This is a genomic window from Pseudomonas savastanoi (genome assembly GCF_020917325.1).
Classification (GTDB): Bacteria; Pseudomonadota; Gammaproteobacteria; order Pseudomonadales; family Pseudomonadaceae; genus Aquipseudomonas; species Aquipseudomonas amygdali.
Map to the genome: position 1 here is coordinate 4,159,548 of NZ_CP076652.1, position 17,885 is coordinate 4,177,432.

The 17,885-nt window shown below is 59.5% G+C and carries 12 protein-coding genes; 6 read left to right on the forward strand and 6 right to left on the reverse strand.

Annotated elements, in window-relative coordinates:
* The first annotated feature begins 64 nt into the window (after positions 1-64).
* Positions 65-1,519 carry a TrkH family potassium uptake protein gene (locus KP808_RS17595; RefSeq protein ID WP_004665905.1) on the forward strand — a complete coding sequence of 485 codons (1,455 nt, stop codon included), beginning with the start codon at positions 65-67 and terminating at the stop codon, positions 1,517-1,519.
* A 164-nt stretch (positions 1,520-1,683) separates the two neighbouring features.
* On the opposite strand, the gene KP808_RS17600 is transcribed toward KP808_RS17595, so the two are convergent.
* The 5 genes from KP808_RS17600 to KP808_RS17620 form a co-directional block, all read right to left on the reverse strand.
* Positions 1,684-3,243, reverse strand: coding sequence for a DHA2 family efflux MFS transporter permease subunit (locus KP808_RS17600; RefSeq protein WP_230016581.1), 1,560 nt, complete (start codon positions 3,241-3,243; stop codon positions 1,684-1,686).
* 63 nt (positions 3,244-3,306) lie between these two features.
* Complete coding sequence (locus KP808_RS17605; protein ID WP_230016582.1) at positions 3,307-4,515, reverse strand: HlyD family secretion protein; 1,209 nt, start codon at positions 4,513-4,515, stop codon at positions 3,307-3,309.
* 76 nt (positions 4,516-4,591) lie between these two features.
* Positions 4,592-5,080, reverse strand: coding sequence for a MarR family winged helix-turn-helix transcriptional regulator (locus tag KP808_RS17610; RefSeq protein ID WP_058399935.1), 489 nt, complete (start codon positions 5,078-5,080; stop codon positions 4,592-4,594).
* A gap of 150 nt (positions 5,081-5,230) precedes the next feature.
* Positions 5,231-5,842 carry a tRNA-(ms[2]io[6]A)-hydroxylase gene (gene miaE / locus KP808_RS17615; RefSeq protein ID WP_003368536.1) on the reverse strand — a complete coding sequence of 204 codons (612 nt, stop codon included), beginning with the start codon at positions 5,840-5,842 and terminating at the stop codon, positions 5,231-5,233.
* 83 nt (positions 5,843-5,925) lie between these two features.
* Complete coding sequence (locus KP808_RS17620; protein WP_002554470.1) at positions 5,926-6,396, reverse strand: DUF1289 domain-containing protein; 471 nt, start codon at positions 6,394-6,396, stop codon at positions 5,926-5,928.
* A gap of 402 nt (positions 6,397-6,798) precedes the next feature.
* Between KP808_RS17620 and acnB the strand changes: the two genes are divergently transcribed.
* Complete coding sequence (gene acnB / locus KP808_RS17625; RefSeq protein ID WP_005731348.1) at positions 6,799-9,399, forward strand: bifunctional aconitate hydratase 2/2-methylisocitrate dehydratase; 2,601 nt, start codon at positions 6,799-6,801, stop codon at positions 9,397-9,399.
* Between the two features lie 279 nt (positions 9,400-9,678).
* Positions 9,679-10,248 carry a manganese efflux pump MntP gene (gene mntP, locus KP808_RS17630; RefSeq protein ID WP_058409655.1) on the forward strand — a complete coding sequence of 190 codons (570 nt, stop codon included), beginning with the start codon at positions 9,679-9,681 and terminating at the stop codon, positions 10,246-10,248.
* A gap of 86 nt (positions 10,249-10,334) precedes the next feature.
* On the opposite strand, the gene KP808_RS17635 is transcribed toward mntP, so the two are convergent.
* Entirely contained in the window at positions 10,335-15,194 is a 4,860-nt protein-coding gene (locus tag KP808_RS17635; protein WP_230016583.1) for an NAD-glutamate dehydrogenase, read from the reverse strand.
* A 368-nt stretch (positions 15,195-15,562) separates the two neighbouring features.
* Here KP808_RS17635 and KP808_RS17640 point away from each other — a divergent pair, with 368 nt between their 5' ends.
* The 3 genes from KP808_RS17640 to KP808_RS17650 all read left to right on the forward strand — a co-directional run bounded on the left by KP808_RS17640 (position 15,563) and on the right by KP808_RS17650 (position 17,885).
* Positions 15,563-15,922, forward strand: coding sequence for a hypothetical protein (locus KP808_RS17640; protein ID WP_057402596.1), 360 nt, complete (start codon positions 15,563-15,565; stop codon positions 15,920-15,922).
* 46 nt (positions 15,923-15,968) lie between these two features.
* Entirely contained in the window at positions 15,969-16,715 is a 747-nt protein-coding gene (locus KP808_RS17645; RefSeq protein ID WP_057402597.1) for an amidohydrolase family protein, read from the forward strand.
* 210 nt (positions 16,716-16,925) lie between these two features.
* Positions 16,926-17,885 carry an AAA family ATPase gene (locus KP808_RS17650; RefSeq protein WP_002554476.1) on the forward strand — a complete coding sequence of 320 codons (960 nt, stop codon included), beginning with the start codon at positions 16,926-16,928 and terminating at the stop codon, positions 17,883-17,885.

Sequence of the window (17,885 nt, forward strand, 5' to 3'; positions counted from 1 at the left end):
CTGGTTTACATGCCTTCAAGCGCGGGTAGAATGGCGCCTTCCCTCACACCCGCCCGAGCCATTCATGTCGTTGCCGACCTTTCGCATCATCGGTTTCATTATCGGCATCTTCCTGATCACCCTGGCTGTCGCCATGATCGTGCCCATGGCCACGCTGGTCATCTACGACCGTTTCGAGGACCTGCGCGAGTTTCTGTGGGCCAGTGCCATCACCTTTATCGCCGGCCTGGCGCTGGTGGTGCCCGGACGCCCCGACAACGTCCAGTTGCGCCCGCGGGACATGTACATGCTGACCGTCTCCAGCTGGATCGTGGTGTGCATCTTCGCCGCCCTGCCCTTTCTGCTGACCCAGCACATCAGTTACACCGATTCGTTCTTTGAAAGCATGTCAGGCATCACCGCCACCGGTTCCACCGTGCTCAGCCATCTGGACAGCATGTCACCGGGCATTCTGATCTGGCGTTCGATGCTGCACTGGCTTGGCGGTATCGGCTTCATCGGTATGGCCGTGGCGATTCTGCCGTTGCTGCGCATTGGTGGCATGCGCCTGTTCCAGACCGAATCCTCGGACCGCTCGGAAAAGGTCATGCCCCGCTCGCACATGGTGGCCAAGTTCATTGTGCTGGCCTATGTCGGCTTTACCGCGCTGGGCAGCCTGGCCTTCTGGGCGGCGGGCATGAGCCTGTTCGATGCGATCAACCATGCGATGTCGGCCATTTCCACGGGCGGGTTCTCTACCTCCGACCTGTCGCTGGCCAAGTGGCCGCAGCCTGCGGTGCATTGGGTCGCGATTGTGGTGATGATCCTCGGCAGCCTGCCCTTTACCCTGTATGTCGCGACCCTGCGCGGTAATCGCAAGGCGTTGATCAAGGATGAGCAGGTGCAGGGGCTGATCGGGCTGCTATTGGTCACCTGGCTGGTAATGACTGTCTGGTACGCCAACACCACCGACCTGCCGTGGACCGAGGCGCTGCGTCACGTGGCGCTGAACGTGACGTCGGTGGTGACAACTACCGGTTTTGCACTCGGTGACTACAGCCTGTGGGGCAACTTCTCGCTGATGTTGTTTTTCTATCTGGGTTTCATCGGCGGCTGTTCGGGCTCGACGGCGGGCGGGGTGAAGATCTTCCGCTTTCAGGTCGCCTATATCCTGCTCAAGACCAACCTTAATCAACTGATTCACCCACGCGCGGTGATGAAGCAGAAATACAACGGCCATCGACTGGACGACGAAATCGTTCGCTCGATTCTGACCTTTTCGTTTTTCTTCACCATCACTATCTGCCTGATCGCACTGATGCTGTCGCTGCTCGGGCTGGACTGGATGACTGCACTGACCGGCGCTGCCAGCACTGTGTCCGGCGTAGGGCCGGGGCTGGGCGAGGTGATTGGGCCTGCGGGCAACTTCTCTACCCTGCCCGATGCTGCCAAGTGGATTCTGTCCGGCGGCATGCTGCTTGGCCGACTGGAGATCATTACCGTGCTGGTGCTGTGTGTACCGGCGTTCTGGCGGCATTGAGGTCTGGCTGGGCGCAGGAGCGGACCAGACGACGCTTCGCTTATTCGCGAAGACGGCATTTGATTTATCGTTCCCACGCTCCGCGCAGTAATGCAGTCGCACTCTGCGTCGTCAATGCCATCGCGGTTGAAAAGCGCCTTGGGGCAATTTGGCCAAGGCACGGTTCAGTCAGGCGCATAAGCAACTAGTGCCCGCCCCCCGCCGCTGGGCCCCGCCTTGGCACCAAACGGCGGTTTGGCCAGCCAGACCAGCAGAATCAGCCCCGCAAATACCCAGCCCAGCAGGTAGAAGTAGTCCACCGTGGACATCATGTAGGCCTGCGCGTTGAGGGTGCGTTCCAGCTGGGCGTAGGCCTGCGGGCTCGCGCCGCCCAGGCTGTCGAGGGCATGCCGGGTTGTCGGGTCGAAGGTGCTGATGTTTTCACTCAGGTAGGCATGATGCTGGTTGGCGCGGCGAATCCAGATCCAGGTGGTGAGCGAGGCTGCGAAGCTGCCGCCCAGGGTGCGCAGGAAGGTTGCCAGCCCTGAACCATCGGCGATCTGATTGGGCGGCAGGTCGGACAGCAGAATGCTCAGGGTGGGCATGAAGAACAGCGCCACACCAATGCCCATGAACAACTGCACCATTGCCACGTGCTCGAAGTCCACGTCAGTGTTGAAGCCGGCACGCATGAAACAGCTCAGCCCCATCGCCAGAAACGCCAGCCCTGCCAGCAGACGCAGGTCGAATTTGTGCGCGTACTTGCCGACAAAGGGCGACATCAGCACCGGCAGGATGCCAATCGGTGCGACGGCCAGCCCCGCCCAGGTCGCGGTGTAACCCATCTGGGTCTGCAACCACTGCGGCAGAATCAGGTTGATACCGAAGAAGCCTGAATAGCCGCCGATCATGACCAGCGTACCGATACGGAAATTGCGGTAGGCAAACAGCCGCAGGTTGACGATCGGGTGCTTGTCGGTCATTTCCCAGATCACGAAGAAGACCAACGCGACCAGCGAAATCAGCGAACCGAAGATGATGAAGTTCGACTCGAACCAGTCCAGATCATTGCCCTTGTCGAGCACTATCTGCAACGCGCCGACACCGACAATCAAGGCCAGCAAGCCGATGTAATCCAGCGGTTGATGAGCGGTGCTGACCGGCCTTTTAGCCATCTGCGAACGCACCACCAGCACAGCGAACAAGCCGATGGGGATGTTGATAAAGAAAATCCACGGCCAACTGTAACTGTCAGTGATCCAGCCACCGAGGATCGGCCCGGCGATAGGCGCAACCACCGTCACCATCGCCAGCAATGCCAGCGCCATGCCCCTTTTCGCCGGAGGATAAACCGCGATCAGCAATGTCTGGCTCATCGGATAAAGAGGACCGGCCACCATGCCCTGCAACGCCCGGAACCCCACCAGTTCCGGCATGGACTGGGAAATGCCACACAGAAACGACGCCATCACGAACAGAATGGTGGCCCATAGAAACAGCTTCACCTCGCCAAAGCGGCGACTGAGCCAGCCGGTCAGTGGCAAGGCAATCGCGTTGCTGACTGCGAACGAGGTAATAACCCAGGTGCTCTGCTCGGAGCTGACCCCCAGATTGCCGGCGATGGTCGGCAACGCCACGTTGGCAATCGTGGTATCGAGCACTTGCATGAAGGTCGCCAGCGACAGACCGATGGTGCACAGCAACAGGCTTGGCGGGGTGAAAGAAGCGGGGGCGTTGTTGCTCATCGCAAATCCCTGAAGACGAGTGCGACACCCCGGCCAAGCGGCCGGGGTTCACGGATTGGCGGTTCAGCGCTGAACGGCAGTCTTGCCACTGGAAGCACTGTTCTCGTGAATCAGACGGGCGATCAACGCATCAGCGTCGGCCAGCTGCGCGGCGTAAACCTGAGTGCTGAAAGCGGCCTGCTTGCGCGGCTGTTGCGCCAGCACCGGACCGCTCTGGTCATGCAGATTGACCTCGACGGTGGTCGACAGACCGATGCGCAACGGATGCTTCGCCAGCTCTTCAGGGTTGATATGTACACGGACCGGCACACGCTGGACGATCTTGATCCAGTTACCCGTCGCGTTCTGTGCAGGCAACAGCGCAAAGGCACTGCCGGTGCCAGCCCCCAGGCTGTCGATAGTGCCGCTGTACTTCACATCGCTGCCATACAGGTCGGAGCTGATTTCCACCGGCTGACCAATGCGCATCTTGCCCAGTTGGGTTTCCTTGAAGTTGGCATCAATCCACAACTGATCCAGCGGGATCACAGCCATGGTCGCGGTGCCCGGCTGAATGCGCTGGCCCAGTTGCACGCTGCGCTTGGCCACATAACCGGTGACAGGCGCTACCAGCGTACTGCGTGCATTGGCCAGAAAGGCCTGACGCAACTGGGCGGCAGCAGCCTTGACGTCGGGATGTGAGGAGACAACCGTGTCATCGACCAGCGCCACGCTGGTGCTCAACTGCTGCTGAATATTGTTCAACTCACTTTGCGCGCTGGTCAGGCTGTCTCTGGAATGCGACAGCTCTTCCTGGGAAATCGCCCCGCCCGCGGCCAGACTGCGCCGCCGGTTATAGTTCTCCTGAGCGGTCTGCACGGCGGTACGCTGCGCAGCCAGTTGTGCCTTCATGCCATCGACATTGCTGTACAAACCACGCACCTGACGTACAACCTTGCCCAGATTGGCCTCGGCGCTTTGCAGCGAGACTTCGGCATCGCTCGGGTCGAATTTGAGCAGTACCTGCCCCTCGTGCACCAGATCACCGTCATCGGCACCAATGCTGATAACGGTTCCGGTGACCAACGGGGTGATTTCGACGACGTTGCCATTCACGTAGGCGTCGTCAGTCTCTTCGCTCCATTGGCCGTAAAACTCGTACCAGGCCCAGATGGCCAAACCAAGAATCACGACGATGACGGCGAGCCCGATCAGCAGGAACTTGCGCTTGCCGGGCTTCGGAGTTTGCTGTGAGGACTGGGCAGATGTGTTTTCAGTGGCGGCAGTGGCCATGGCAGTTACCTTTTTATCAGCGAAACGGCGAGACAGGGACGAGGGGCAGGCGCACGCCTGCCGACAGATCTGCCGCTCAGCTTTTAGCTTTGGGGTTGAAGCTCAGACGAGTCAGGGTGATGTGGTCATCGGCGGCCACCAGTACCTTGGTGAGAATCCTTGTCAGGGTCTCGACCTCATCACTGTCGAGCGCGGCAAAGGTGTCATTCATGGCGTCCGCACCAATCTGCGGCAGCAGGTCCGAGAGCGCCTGCCCCTGCTCCGTCAACGCCAGGCGCACCTGACGACGATCAGTCGCTGACCGCTGGCGCACAACCAGCCCTTTCTGCTCCAGCCGATCGAGCATGCGGGTCATCGAACCGCTGTCCAGCGACAGGTGACGACACAACTCCACAGGGGTGTCGGTCGAGAACTGGGCAATGATGATCAGCACCTTGAACTGCGCGAACGTCACGTCATAAGGCAGCAGGTACTTGTCGAGCATGCGGTCTTTGAGCGCATTGGTACGACCGACCAGCAGCCCGATCAGGCTGGAATCGAAATTTTCGGGGCTGAAATGTTTCAAGAAATCACCCAGATAGCTGCCTAGGCAGTGATTACAAAATATTACTGCCTAGGCAGCCGTTGTCAAAGCATTTATTAGCTTGCTTACTAAATACTCATAAAAAAACGACCACTGGCAAGGCGGTCGTTTTTTGAAGATGCGCGAGGGGAATCAGGCGGCGACGGGCACACCACTGTGAAAGCGGAACTCTTCATCAGGGCTTTCGATCAGCTCACGCTCGGCCAGACGGATTTCCTCGATCTTGGCATCGACGTCTGCCTTGTCGCCGTAGCTGTAAGCCAGCTTGAGATAATCCTGAAAATGCCGCGCTTCGGATTTCAGCAGGCCGCCGTAGAATTTGGCCAGCTCTTCATCCAGATGAGGCACCAGCGCGGCGAACCGCTCGCAGGAACGGGCTTCGACGATAGCCCCGACGATAAGGGCGTCGGTCAGTCGGTAAGGATTGTGATTGCGCACAAGTTTGCGCAGCGCTCCGGCATAACGCGCCGAGCTGATGTTGGCCATGGGGATCTGGCGCTTTCTGATGATGCTGATCACTTGCTCGAAATGGCGCAGCTCTTCCCGGGCCAGACGCGACATCTTGCTCAACAGGTCGAACTTGTCGTTGTACTGAAACATGAACTGAAACGCAGCCCCGGCCGCCTTCTTCTCATTGTTCGCATGGTCGATCAGCAAGATGTCCAGATTGCGCAACGCGGCCTGAACCCAGCTGTCGGGGGTGCGGCAAAGCAGGAAGGCTTCGATTTCGGGGATCGGGTACATAAGCTCACAGAATGACAGAGAGGCACGGCCGCGCATTATACGAGGAGCAACGAGGCCTCGCGACACAAAAGCATGCCGGTTTGTCAGGCGCCGAATGCGTCGCGCAGAAAGCCCGGCGCGATATAACGCTGATAGTGCGCCTCGGACAGCAGGAAAAACTCACGATCTATCGCATCGCGCAGTTCCGGCAGCGTCCAGTCACGAAACTCCGGCAGCAGCACGAAGCCGTACGCCTCGACCTGACTGATGACCCGTGCGCCGCGCGCGATCAACTGGTAGGCCCAGCAATACTCGGACTGGTGCGGCACGAAACGGATCTTGCGCTGGGTGAGCTGCGCGCGCAGCTTGTCGGCATCGAAGACTTCAAGCTTGGCAGTCATCACCTGGACCAGCAATTGTTCCAGACGCAACCATACCGCTCTTTTTTCATCCTCGTTATAGCCGTTCCAGTGGATGACCTCGTGGTGGAACCGCTTGCAGCCACGGCACACCAGGTCCCCGTAAACAGTGGAGCAAAGGCCGACGCAGGGGGTTTTGATAATGTAATCGGGCATGTCAGGCAGGACTGAGGAAGGCGAAACAGGGGCTCATGTTAGCCCTTTGTCTAAGCAAGTTCACCCCCGAAGATGTAGGGGCTAACTTACCTTTAGCGAAGTTTTGGCGTAGAATCAGCGAGCCTTTTAAGGCGCCAATGTCCGTTGGAAGCTGTTTTCAAAGCGTCACGAGCACAGTCAGGTTAACCCCGCATTGCGGCGTCGACAGGCCATTCCCTCATCAAGAATGGCCGTGTCGACCGTCACTCCCCCCGTTCTGCAGGCGTAAAACTTTGAAAACAGCTTCTGTTAGGAATCGCCGACACCCTGCCAACAAGGCTCAATAAGCCTTGCGTGGGTACGGACGATTTCTGGATGAGCGTCCCGGACACCCATTTGGGACCACTGATGAGGGTTAATACTGTGCTTGAAGCCTACCGTAAACACATCGAAGAGCGTGCCGCCCAGGGCATCGTGCCCCAGCCGCTTAACGCCGAACAAACTGCAGGCCTGGTCGAGCTGCTGAAGAATCCCCCGGCTGGCGAAGAAGCTTTCCTTGTCGATCTGATCACCAACCGCGTTCCGCCAGGCGTTGACGAAGCCGCTTACGTCAAGGCCGGTTTCCTGTCTGCCCTGGCCAAGGGCGAAGCCACTTCTCCCCTGATCGACAAAAAACGTGCAACCGAACTGTTGGGCACCATGCAGGGCGGCTACAACATCGTCACCCTGGTTGAACTGCTCGACGACGCCACCCTCGCGCCGGTCGCTGCCGAACAGCTCAAGCACACCCTGCTGATGTTCGATGCCTTCCACGACGTGGCCGAAAAAGCCAAAAACGGCAACGCTCACGCCAAGGCTGTCCTGCAGTCCTGGGCTGACGGCGAGTGGTTCAAGAAGCGTCCGACGCTGGCCGACAAGATCAGCCTGCGCGTCTTCAAGGTCACCGGCGAAACCAACACCGACGACCTGTCCCCGGCACCTGATGCCTGGTCCCGTCCGGATATCCCGCTGCACGCCCTTGCCATGCTGAAAATGGCCCGTGACGGCATCGTTCCAGACGTTCAGGGCTCTATCGGCCCGATGAAACAGATCGAAGAAATGCGCGGTCAGGGTTTCCCTATTGCCTACGTCGGCGACGTGGTCGGTACTGGCTCCTCGCGTAAATCGGCAACCAACTCGGTGCTGTGGTTCTTCGGCGACGACGTTCCTTACGTACCGAACAAGCGTGCCGGTGGTTTCTGCTTCGGCAGCAAGATTGCCCCGATCTTCTACAACACCATGGAAGATGCTGGCGCCCTGCCAATCGAATTCGATGTATCGAACATCAACATGGGTGACGTGATCGACGTTTACCCGTACGCCGGCAAGGTGTGCAAGCACGACAGCGACGAAGTCATCACCACTTTCGAAATGAAGACTCCGGTGCTGCTCGACGAAGTTCGCGCAGGCGGCCGTATTCCGCTGATCATCGGTCGCGGCCTGACCAGCAAGGCGCGCGCCGAACTGGGCCTGCCTGAGTTCGACCTGTTCAAGACCCCTGACCAGCCAGCCGAAAGCACCAAGGGTTACACCCTGGCGCAGAAGATGGTCGGCAAGGCGTGCGGCGTTGCAGGCGTTCGTCCTGGCACCTACTGCGAGCCGAAGATGACCACCGTCGGTTCCCAGGACACCACTGGCCCGATGACCCGCGACGAGCTGAAAGACCTGGCTTGCCTGGGCTTCTCGACCGACCTGGTCATGCAGTCGTTCTGCCACACTGCAGCCTATCCAAAGCCTATCGACGTCAAGACGCACCACACGCTGCCTGACTTCATCATGACCCGCGGCGGCGTTTCCCTGCGTCCGGGCGACGGCATCATCCACAGCTGGCTGAACCGCATGCTGCTGCCGGACACCGTCGGCACCGGTGGCGACTCGCACACCCGCTTCCCGATCGGTATCTCCTTCCCGGCCGGTTCCGGTCTGGTGGCGTTTGCCGCTGCCACCGGCGTCATGCCGCTGGACATGCCTGAGTCGATCCTGGTTCGCTTCAAGGGCAAGATGCAACCCGGCATCACCCTGCGCGACCTGGTTCACGCCATTCCTTACTACGCGATTCAGGCTGGCCTGCTGACCGTAGAGAAGAAAGGCAAGAAGAACGCATTCTCCGGCCGCATCCTGGAAATCGAAGGCCTCGACAACCTGAGCATCGAGCAGGCTTTCGAGCTGTCCGACGCCTCTGCCGAGCGTTCGGCTGCCGGTTGCACCATCAAGCTGGCCAAAGAGCCAATCATCGAATACCTGAATTCGAACATCACCCTGCTGCGCTGGATGATCGAACAGGGTTACGGTGATCCGCGCACCCTGGAGCGTCGTGCTCAGGCGATGGAAGCCTGGGTTGCCAACCCGGAGCTGCTGGAAGCCGACAAGGACGCCGAGTACGCCGAAATCATCGAAATCGATCTGGCCGACGTCAAAGAGCCTGTGCTCTGCGCGCCGAACGACCCGGACGATGCCCGCCTGCTGTCTTCGGTACAGGGCGAGAAGATCGACGAAGTGTTCATCGGCTCCTGCATGACCAACATCGGCCACTTCCGCGCTGCGGGCAAGTTGCTGGATCAGGTCAAGGGCCAACTGCCGACGCGTCTGTGGCTGTCGCCGCCGACCAAGATGGACGCTCACCAACTTACCGAAGAAGGCTACTACGGCATCTACGGTAAAGCTGGCGCGCGTATGGAAATGCCGGGCTGCTCGCTGTGCATGGGTAACCAGGCACGCGTAGAACCGAACTCGACCGTAGTGTCGACGTCGACCCGTAACTTCCCGAACCGTCTGGGTGACGGCGCGAACGTCTATCTGGCCTCCGCCGAGCTGGCGTCCGTTGCTTCGATTCTGGGTCGCCTGCCGACCGTCGAAGAGTACATGGGCTACGCCAACCAGATCGACACCATGGCAGCGGACGTGTACCGCTACCTGAGCTTCGATCAGATCGCCGAGTTCCGTGAAGCCGCTGCGAACGCCAACATCCCGGCCGTTCAAGTGTAAGCACGAAAGCAGGCGTTAAAAGAACCCCATCCTCGTGATGGGGTTTTTTTTGGCTTGAATCACCCTCGTACATATATTTTTCACATTCGGATGGCTATAGTAGCGGCCCTTGTTGGGGAGTAGCCTGCTCTTGACTCCGGTCACTGAGCGTTCGCATCAACATTCTCGGCTGCATGCCGTGGTGCGGACACCTTCTGGTTGGCGAGACCAACGATGCAACCATGCCTAAAGTCGGGCGTGTGGTTGCGTCGTTGACTCATAGCCCGACTGGATATAACCGTGAACCCGATTTCCCTCCTCTTTCTCGCGCTTGCCATGTCCACGGACGCCTTTGCTGCGGCCCTTGGTAAAGGAGCAAGCCTGCATAAACCGCGCTTTATCGAAGCGTTACGTACCGGTTTGATATTCGGCGCTATCGAGACCATCACCCCGGTGATCGGTTGGGGCATCGGCCAGGTCGCCGCCCGCTTCGCTGAAAGCTGGGACCACTGGATTGCCTTCACCTTGTTGCTGGTACTGGGCCTGCACATGATCTACAACGGCATCAAACACGATGACGATGAAGAGCAGGAAAAACCCGGCCAGCACTCGTTCTGGATTCTCGCCGTCACCGCATTCGCCACCAGCATCGATGCACTGGCGGTCGGCGTAGGTTTGGCATTTGTCGACGTCAATATCGTGATTGCCGCCCTGGCGATTGGTATGGCAACCACGGTAATGGTCACCATCGGGGTGATGCTGGGCCGGGTGCTCGGCACCATGGTCGGCAAGCGCGCTGAAATCGTCGGCGGCATCGTATTGATCATCGTCGGCGCGACGATTCTGTACGAGCATCTGTCAGCGGCTTGATCGACAGCCTGAAGCCTGTAACCACGCACAAAAAAACCGCATCTTTCGATGCGGTTTTTTTGCTTACGGCCTTGCTACGACAGCGGTCAGACCGTCAGGGCCTGCCCACTCATGGCCAGGTCCAGCAGCTCACGGTTGGCAACGGCGTACATGGCGTAATCCGTACCGCTTGCCGCACGAAGCTCGACCAGCATGGCACGCCAGCGCTCGACCATCAGAGCATGCTGTTCCAGCCACAGGGCCAGACGCGCGTCGATTTCCGAAGGACCGTCGGCCATCTGCAGAACAGACACGGTGATTGCCCGCTGTTGCCAGTCGACATCGTCACGGAACGCTTCACGCGCCAGCGCCTGCCAGTTGTTTTCCACCGGCAGGCTGCTGATCTGTTGCAAGTACCAGGTGATGTCCAGCGCGCTGCCCACGGCAAAGTACGCCTTGGCCACGTCGGCAGCGTTCTGCCCGGTCACGTCGGAAGCTTCGATAATCGGCAGCAGCGTGTACAGGTGCGTCGTACCCGCCACCATACGCGCCAGCAGTTCCGGCACACCGGCTTCGACATAAGCCTGATAACGCGTCTGCCAGATCTCGCGGGTGGGCCCGTCTTCCAGCAACTCGTCAAGCTTGAGACCCAGTGCAGCGAGGTGCGGACCGAAGTGCGCCACGTCACGACCGGCATCCAGCTCGTTGCGGCGACTGCGCAGGAACCAGCGCGTCGCACGGCGCCCCAGACGCATCAGTTCATCCATCAGCGCCAGCTGGATCTCGGCGGAAACCTTGTAGTCCAGCGCTTCGATCTGACGGAACCAGTGCGGCAGGTGGAAGATGTCGCGCACAATCACGTAAGCACCGGCCACAGCCGCAGCACTCATGCCGGTCGACTCCTTGAGCCGCTGCACGAAGGTGATGCCCATGTGGTTGACCAGATCGTTGGCGATCTGCGTGCTGACAATTTCGCGTTTCAGACGATGACTGCGCATGGCCGTTGAAAATCTGGCACCCAGCGATGGCGGGAACGCAGTTTCCATATCGCGCGCCAGATAATCGTCATCCGGCACACGGGATTCCAGCAATGCTTCCTTGAGGTCGATCTTGCTGTAGGAGATCAATACCGACAGCTCGGCACGACTCAAGCCCTGCTTGGCCGCCACCCGCTCGGCAATCTGTTCTTCGGCAGGCAGGAACTCGATGGCCCGGTCGAGCTTGCCGCGGGCCTCCAGGTCATTCATCAGACGTTTGTATTCGGCAATCCGCTCATAAGCGCGGCGTGCTGCCAGCGACAGTGCCTGAGTCTGCTTGTAGTTGTTGCCCAGCACCAAGTGGCCCACTTCGTCGGTCATGCTTTCGAGCAACTGATTGCGCTGCTTCTCGGTCATGTCACCGGCCTGCACCACCTCGTTGAGCAGGATCTTGATGTTCACTTCGTGGTCGGAGCAGTCCACACCACCAGCGTTGTCGATGAAGTCGGTGTTGGTCGCGCCGCCATTGAGGCCGAACTCGACACGGCCCAGCTGAGTCATGCCCAGGTTGCCGCCCTCGCCCACCACCTTGCAGCGCAGCTCGTTGCCATCGACGCGCAGCGCATCGTTGGCCTTGTCGCCGACATCAGCGTGCGACTCCTCGCTGGACTTCACGTAGGTGCCGATACCACCGTTCCACAACAGATCGACCGGGGCCTTGAGCAGCGCGTGAAGCAATTCGGTCGGAGTCAGCTTGTCAGCCTTGATGTCGAAGCGCGCCTTCATCTGCTCGGTAATGGCGATGCTCTTGAGGCTGCGCGGGAAGATCCCGCCGCCAGCGGACATGATGCTGGTGTCGTAGTCGGTCCAGGACGAGCGCGGCAGATTGAACAGGCGCTGGCGCTCGACAAAGCTGCTGGCCGGGTCCGGATTCGGATCGATGAAAATGTGCAGGTGGTTGAATGCGGCAACCAGTTGCAGCTTGTCGGACATCAGCAAGCCGTTGCCGAATACGTCACCGGCCATGTCGCCGATGCCGATCACACTGATGCTGTCCTGCTGGACATTGATGTCGCGCTCACGGAAGTGACGCTGCACACCTACCCAGGCGCCCTTGGCGGTGATGCCCATCTTCTTGTGGTCATAACCGGCCGAACCACCGGACGCGAACGCATCACCCAGCCAGAAGCCGTAGTCGATGGCGATGCCGTTGGCGATGTCGGAGAAGGTCGCGGTGCCCTTGTCGGCGGCAACCACCAGATATGGGTCATCGTCGTCATGACGCACCACATTGACCGGCGGCACCAGCACGCCTTCCTTGAGGTTGTCGGTGATGTCCAGCAGCCCCGAGATGAAGATGCGGTAGCAGGCAATCGCTTCAGCCTGCACTTCATCACGGTTGCCGGTGGTCGGCAGACGACGCGGCACAAAACCGCCCTTCGCGCCAACCGGCACGATGACCGAGTTCTTCACCTGCTGAGCTTTTACCAAGCCCAGCACTTCGGTACGGAAGTCTTCTTCGCGATCCGACCAGCGCAGGCCGCCACGCGCCACGTTGCCGAAGCGCAGGTGCACGCCTTCGACGCGCGGCGAGTAGACGAAGATTTCAAACTTGGGTACCGGTTTTGGCAACTCGGGGATCAGGCGCGGGTTGAACTTGAAGCTGAAGTAGCCCTTGCTATGCCCGTTGGCATCAGCCTGATAGAAGTTGGTCCGCAGGGTGGCCTTGATCAGGTCCAGATAACGACGCAGGATGCGGTCTTCGTTGAGCACCTGAACGTCGTCCAGGGCAGTCAGAATCGCCTGTTCCAGGCGCAACTGCTTGTCATCAAGATCATCGGAACCCAGCTTGCGCGCCAGGTAGAAACGGGTCTTGAACAGACGCGTCAGCTCGCGGGCAATGCCGGTGTGGTTGTTCAGGGTGCTGGCGATATAGCCCAGATCGAAACCCAGACGAATCTGCTTCAGGTAGCGCGCATAAGCACGCAGCAGCGCCACGTCGCGCCACGGCAGACCGGCAGTCAGCACCAGACGGTTGAACGCATCGTTTTCAGCGTCGCCGCGCACGATATGCACGAACGCATCCTGCAAGGTGTCATTGAGCTGCTGGATATCGAGGTTCAGACCTTCGCCATAGGTAAAGGCGAAGTCATGAATCCAGAATTCGCGACCATTGGCGTGGTGCAGACGGTACGGGAACTCGCCCAGTACACGCAGCCCGAGGTTTTCAAGAATCGGCAGCACATCGGACAGTGCCAGCGGCGTGTCGGCGTGATACAGCTTGCAATGCAATTGCTGGCGGCCACCGGCCAGTGGCTGATAGAAGCTCATCACCAGCGGATTGGTTTCGCTCAGGCTCAGCACGTGCTGCATGTCGACCACCGCCGAATGCGCAGCAAAGCGCTCGCGGTAGCCGGCCGGGAAACCTTTCGGGAAATCGGCCAGCACGTTGGTGCCGTGGGCCTCGCCAAAGCTCTCGACCACCAGACTGGCGTAGTCGTCTTTCCACGAGCGGCAGGCCTGAATGACTTCGTTTTCCAGCTGGGCAACGTCGATGTCCAGATTGACCTTTGGATCGACCCGCAGGATCAACTGCACGCGCGCCAGCACGGATTCAGAGAAGAACGTCCAGAACTCGCAATCGCTGGCTTTCAGGCGATCCATCAATACCTGCTGGATCTTCTGACGCACTTCGGTGGAGTACACGTCGCGCGGCACATAAGCCAGGCAGTAGCAGAAACGGCCGTACGGGTCCTTGCGCAGGAACACGCGAATCTTGTTGCGCTCCTGAATCTGCACGATGGACATAACCGTGGTGAACAACTCGTCCACCGGCGTCTGGAACAGGTCGTCACGGGGCAGCACTTCGACGACCTGCGCCAGTTCCTTGCCCAGGTGCGCCTTGGCGTCGAAACCGGAACGGCGCTCGACTTCTGCGACCTTGCGACGGATATACGGGATCTGCCGTACGCTCTCGCCGTACACCGACGAAGTGTACAGGCCCATGAAGCGACATTCCTTGATGACCTTGCCCGAGGCGTCTATCTGCCGGATCGACACGTAATCCGGGTAGGCAGGACGGTGTACGCGGCTTGGATGCGCAGCTTTGGCAAACGACAGCAGCACCGGCTCTTGCAGGTATTTCACTGCGTAGTCTTCGATGTGCAGCTCTTCGCGGGTCAGGCCCGGGCGCAGCAGTCGGGTCAGCCCCAGGAAGGACGACTCGTCGTAGACCAACTGGCCGCCTTCGGCGTCGTTGCGCACTTCAAATTCTTCGTAGCCCAGAAAAGTGAAGTGGTTATCTACCAGCCATTGCAGGAAGACCTTGATCTCGGCCTTCTCTTCGACGTCGGTGTTGGACTCGTTGGCATCGATGCTGGCCAGCAGCTCGTGCAGACGCGCTTTCATCGGCCCGAAGTCTTCGACGGCAGCACGCACCTCGCCCAGCACCTGCTCCAGCTCGCGAGCCAGCACGTTCAACTCGCTGACGTTGGCGCAGCGGTCGATCTCCAGGTACATCAGCGATTCCTGCAGCACGTCCTCACCGGTGGTGCCCTTGGGCAGCAGCTCCAACAGTTCGCCAGCAGCGCCGCGACGCACGCTCAGTACGGTGGTCTGCAGGGTGTGGATGCTGTAACCGCGACGGTTCAGCTCGGTACGCACGGAGTCGACCAGAAACGGCAGGTCGTGATGCAGCACTTCAACGGCAGTATGAGTCGACTGCCAGCCGTGGCGCTCGTAATCAGGGTTGTAGACCCGGACCTGCGGGTGAGCATGTTCGAAACGCTCCAGCAGGCGCCATGCGGACAAGGTGCAGCCTGCCAGGTCGGACAGACGCCGCTGGGTGAGTTCGTCGAGGGAAATGATGCCGAAGAATTGCTCGGCAAACAGCGCCACTTGTGGCAGTGCCTGTTCGCTGATGTGCTGAGCCAGTGCCGCTTGCAGTTGATGCTGGAAGTCGGCCTTGCTGGCTGCGGTGAAGAACGCCATCTGTGGTACTCCGCTTTGGCTTTTATTGGGGAGGCTTGAAGAAGGTGTTGCGACCGGTGTGCCTTTACATTCAATTGCGTGGGCATAACCTGATCGAGTGTAAAGCTAAAGTACTAACGCGCGCTGTGTCAGGGTAGTCACATTTGAATGCGGGAATAAAAAAAACTGCGCGCATCCGACACCGTACACCACTCGTCTGCCATGCAGCTTAACGAGAGCTGACGGCGTACTGCTTACGAGGCTGCGACATATTCGGTCATCAGGTCGCGTTAAAATACGCACGATGGTGCCAACATCCCCCGACAAAATTGACTCGGGACTGGCAAAATCCACCTCACGCCTCAACTGCTTAGACCCGGAGCCCCACCATGCAAATCAAGACCGCCAGCCTCATCGCCAACCCGTGCGACGACGAATACGACGACATGGCGCTGCTTTGCTGCCACGCAGAGAACGGCGTGCTGTTTTCCCTGACCCGCTTCCCGGACGAGAATGAAGTGGAAATCACTGTCAGCGATGAAAAGTCACTGAATGTGTCCAGCCTGAAAGTCAGCTTCAGTGCCGAGCGTCTATTGGTGGAAATCACCCCGGAGGACGCTAAGCAGCTCGATGGCCATCACCAGTATGAAATTCTCCACAGCACCGACGCAGCCGAGCTGCAGGATGTTCACCAAACGTTACAGATCATTCTTGAAAACGTGGGCGAGTACACCAGCACGATCAGTTAACGGGCAAAACCGCTAGAGTGAGTACTTCGCCGTACAGGAGCCCGTCATGAACCGCATTTTCGATGCCCACTGTCACATCATCGACCCGCACTTCCCGCTGATCGCCAATAACGGCTACCTGCCGGACCCATTCGGCGTCGGTGACTACCTTGCAACAGTCCAGCCTCTGGGTGTTCAGGGTGGCGCGGTGGTGTCCGGCTCCTTTCAGGGCTTTGATCAGGGTTACCTGCTTGAGGCGCTGCGCTTGCTGGGGCCGGGCTTCGTCGGTGTCACTCAACTGCCCGCCAGCGTCACCGATACAGAACTGGATACCCTCAATGCCGCAGGCGTGCGCGCCCTGCGCTTCAATCTCAAGCGCGGCGGCTCGGAGCAGCTCGACCAGCTGGAAGCGCTGGCCGTGCGGGTCCATGAACGCGCTGGCTGGCATTCGGAGCTGTACATCGACTCCCGAGAACTGGCAGAAATCGAAACCCGCCTGCTGAAATTGCCAGCGATCAGCATCGATCACCTGGGATTGAGCGCCGAAGGATTGCCCGTGGTGCTGCGTCTTGCCGAGCGCGGCGTGCGGGTCAAGGCCTGTGGTTTCGGACGCGTTGACTTCCCGGTGCGCGACGCACTCAGGGATATCCATGCCGCCAATCCGAGTGCGTTGATGTTCGGCACCGATCTGCCCTCCACGCGGGCACCCCGCCCTTTCCAGCCTGACGATATCGAATTGCTGATCGACGCACTGGGTGAAGACGGCGCTCGTCAGGCGTTGTGGGATAACGCGGCTGAATTCTATCGGCTCTAACCCTTTCGCACTCGACGGCCTGAGCCCATCTTCCTACATGCTCATACACAGAACATGTAGGGCAATTCCCAGCCAAATGACGTATGCGTCTCTAAATGCAATAAAAAACGCGGTAGTCGTTAGTCGATACCTGCCTGGATGGATTAAAGTATCGCCCCCAGCTCAGCAGTCACCAGACACAGCTGATCACCCTGCCAGGAACCGTCACCGATGGAACATCGTGAAGCGCTGATTGCGCTGCGAACCTTTCTTTCAACGCAGATCCTTGGCCAGGAAAAGCTGATCGAACGCCTGCTCATCGCCCTGCTTGCCGACGGCCACATGCTGGTCGAAGGCGCACCCGGCCTGGCCAAGACCAAGGCCATCAAGGAACTGGCAGAAGGCATCGAAGCACAGTTCCACCGCATTCAGTTCACCCCTGACCTGCTGCCTGCCGACATCACCGGTACGGAAATCTATCGCCCGGAAACCGGCAGCTTCGTGTTCCAGCAAGGGCCGATCTTCCACAACCTGGTGCTGGCCGACGAAATCAACCGTGCGCCGGCCAAGGTTCAGTCGGCGCTGCTCGAAGCCATGGCCGAACGGCAGGTCAGTGTCGGGCGCAGCACCTACGACCTGTCGCCGCTGTTTCTGGTCATGGCGACCCAGAACCCCATCGAGCAGGAAGGCACCTACCCGTTGCCCGAAGCCCAGCTCGATCGCTTTCTGATGCACGTCAAGATCGGTTTCCCGGATGCCGCCGTCGAACGCAAGATCCTGCAACAGGCGCGTGGCGAAGCCCTGAATGGCGAAACCAAGCCGGAACGCCGTGTCAGCCAGCAGGCGATCTTTGCCGCACGCAAGGAAATTCTCGGCTTGTACATGGCCGATGCGGTCGAGGAGTACCTGGTGCAACTGGTCATGGCCACCCGGACCCCGGCCAAGTTCGACCCGGAGCTGGCCGAGTGGATTGCCTACGGTGCCAGCCCGCGTGGTTCCATTTCGCTGGACCGCTGCGCCCGCGCACATGCCTGGCTGGCCGGACGTGACTTCGTCAGCCCCGAAGACATTCAGGCAGTGCTGTTCGATGTATTGCGCCACCGGATCATCCTGTCGTTCGAAGCCGAAGCTGCCGGTATCGATCAGGATCGCGTGATTCAGCGCATCCTCGACGTCGTGGCCGTCGCCTGA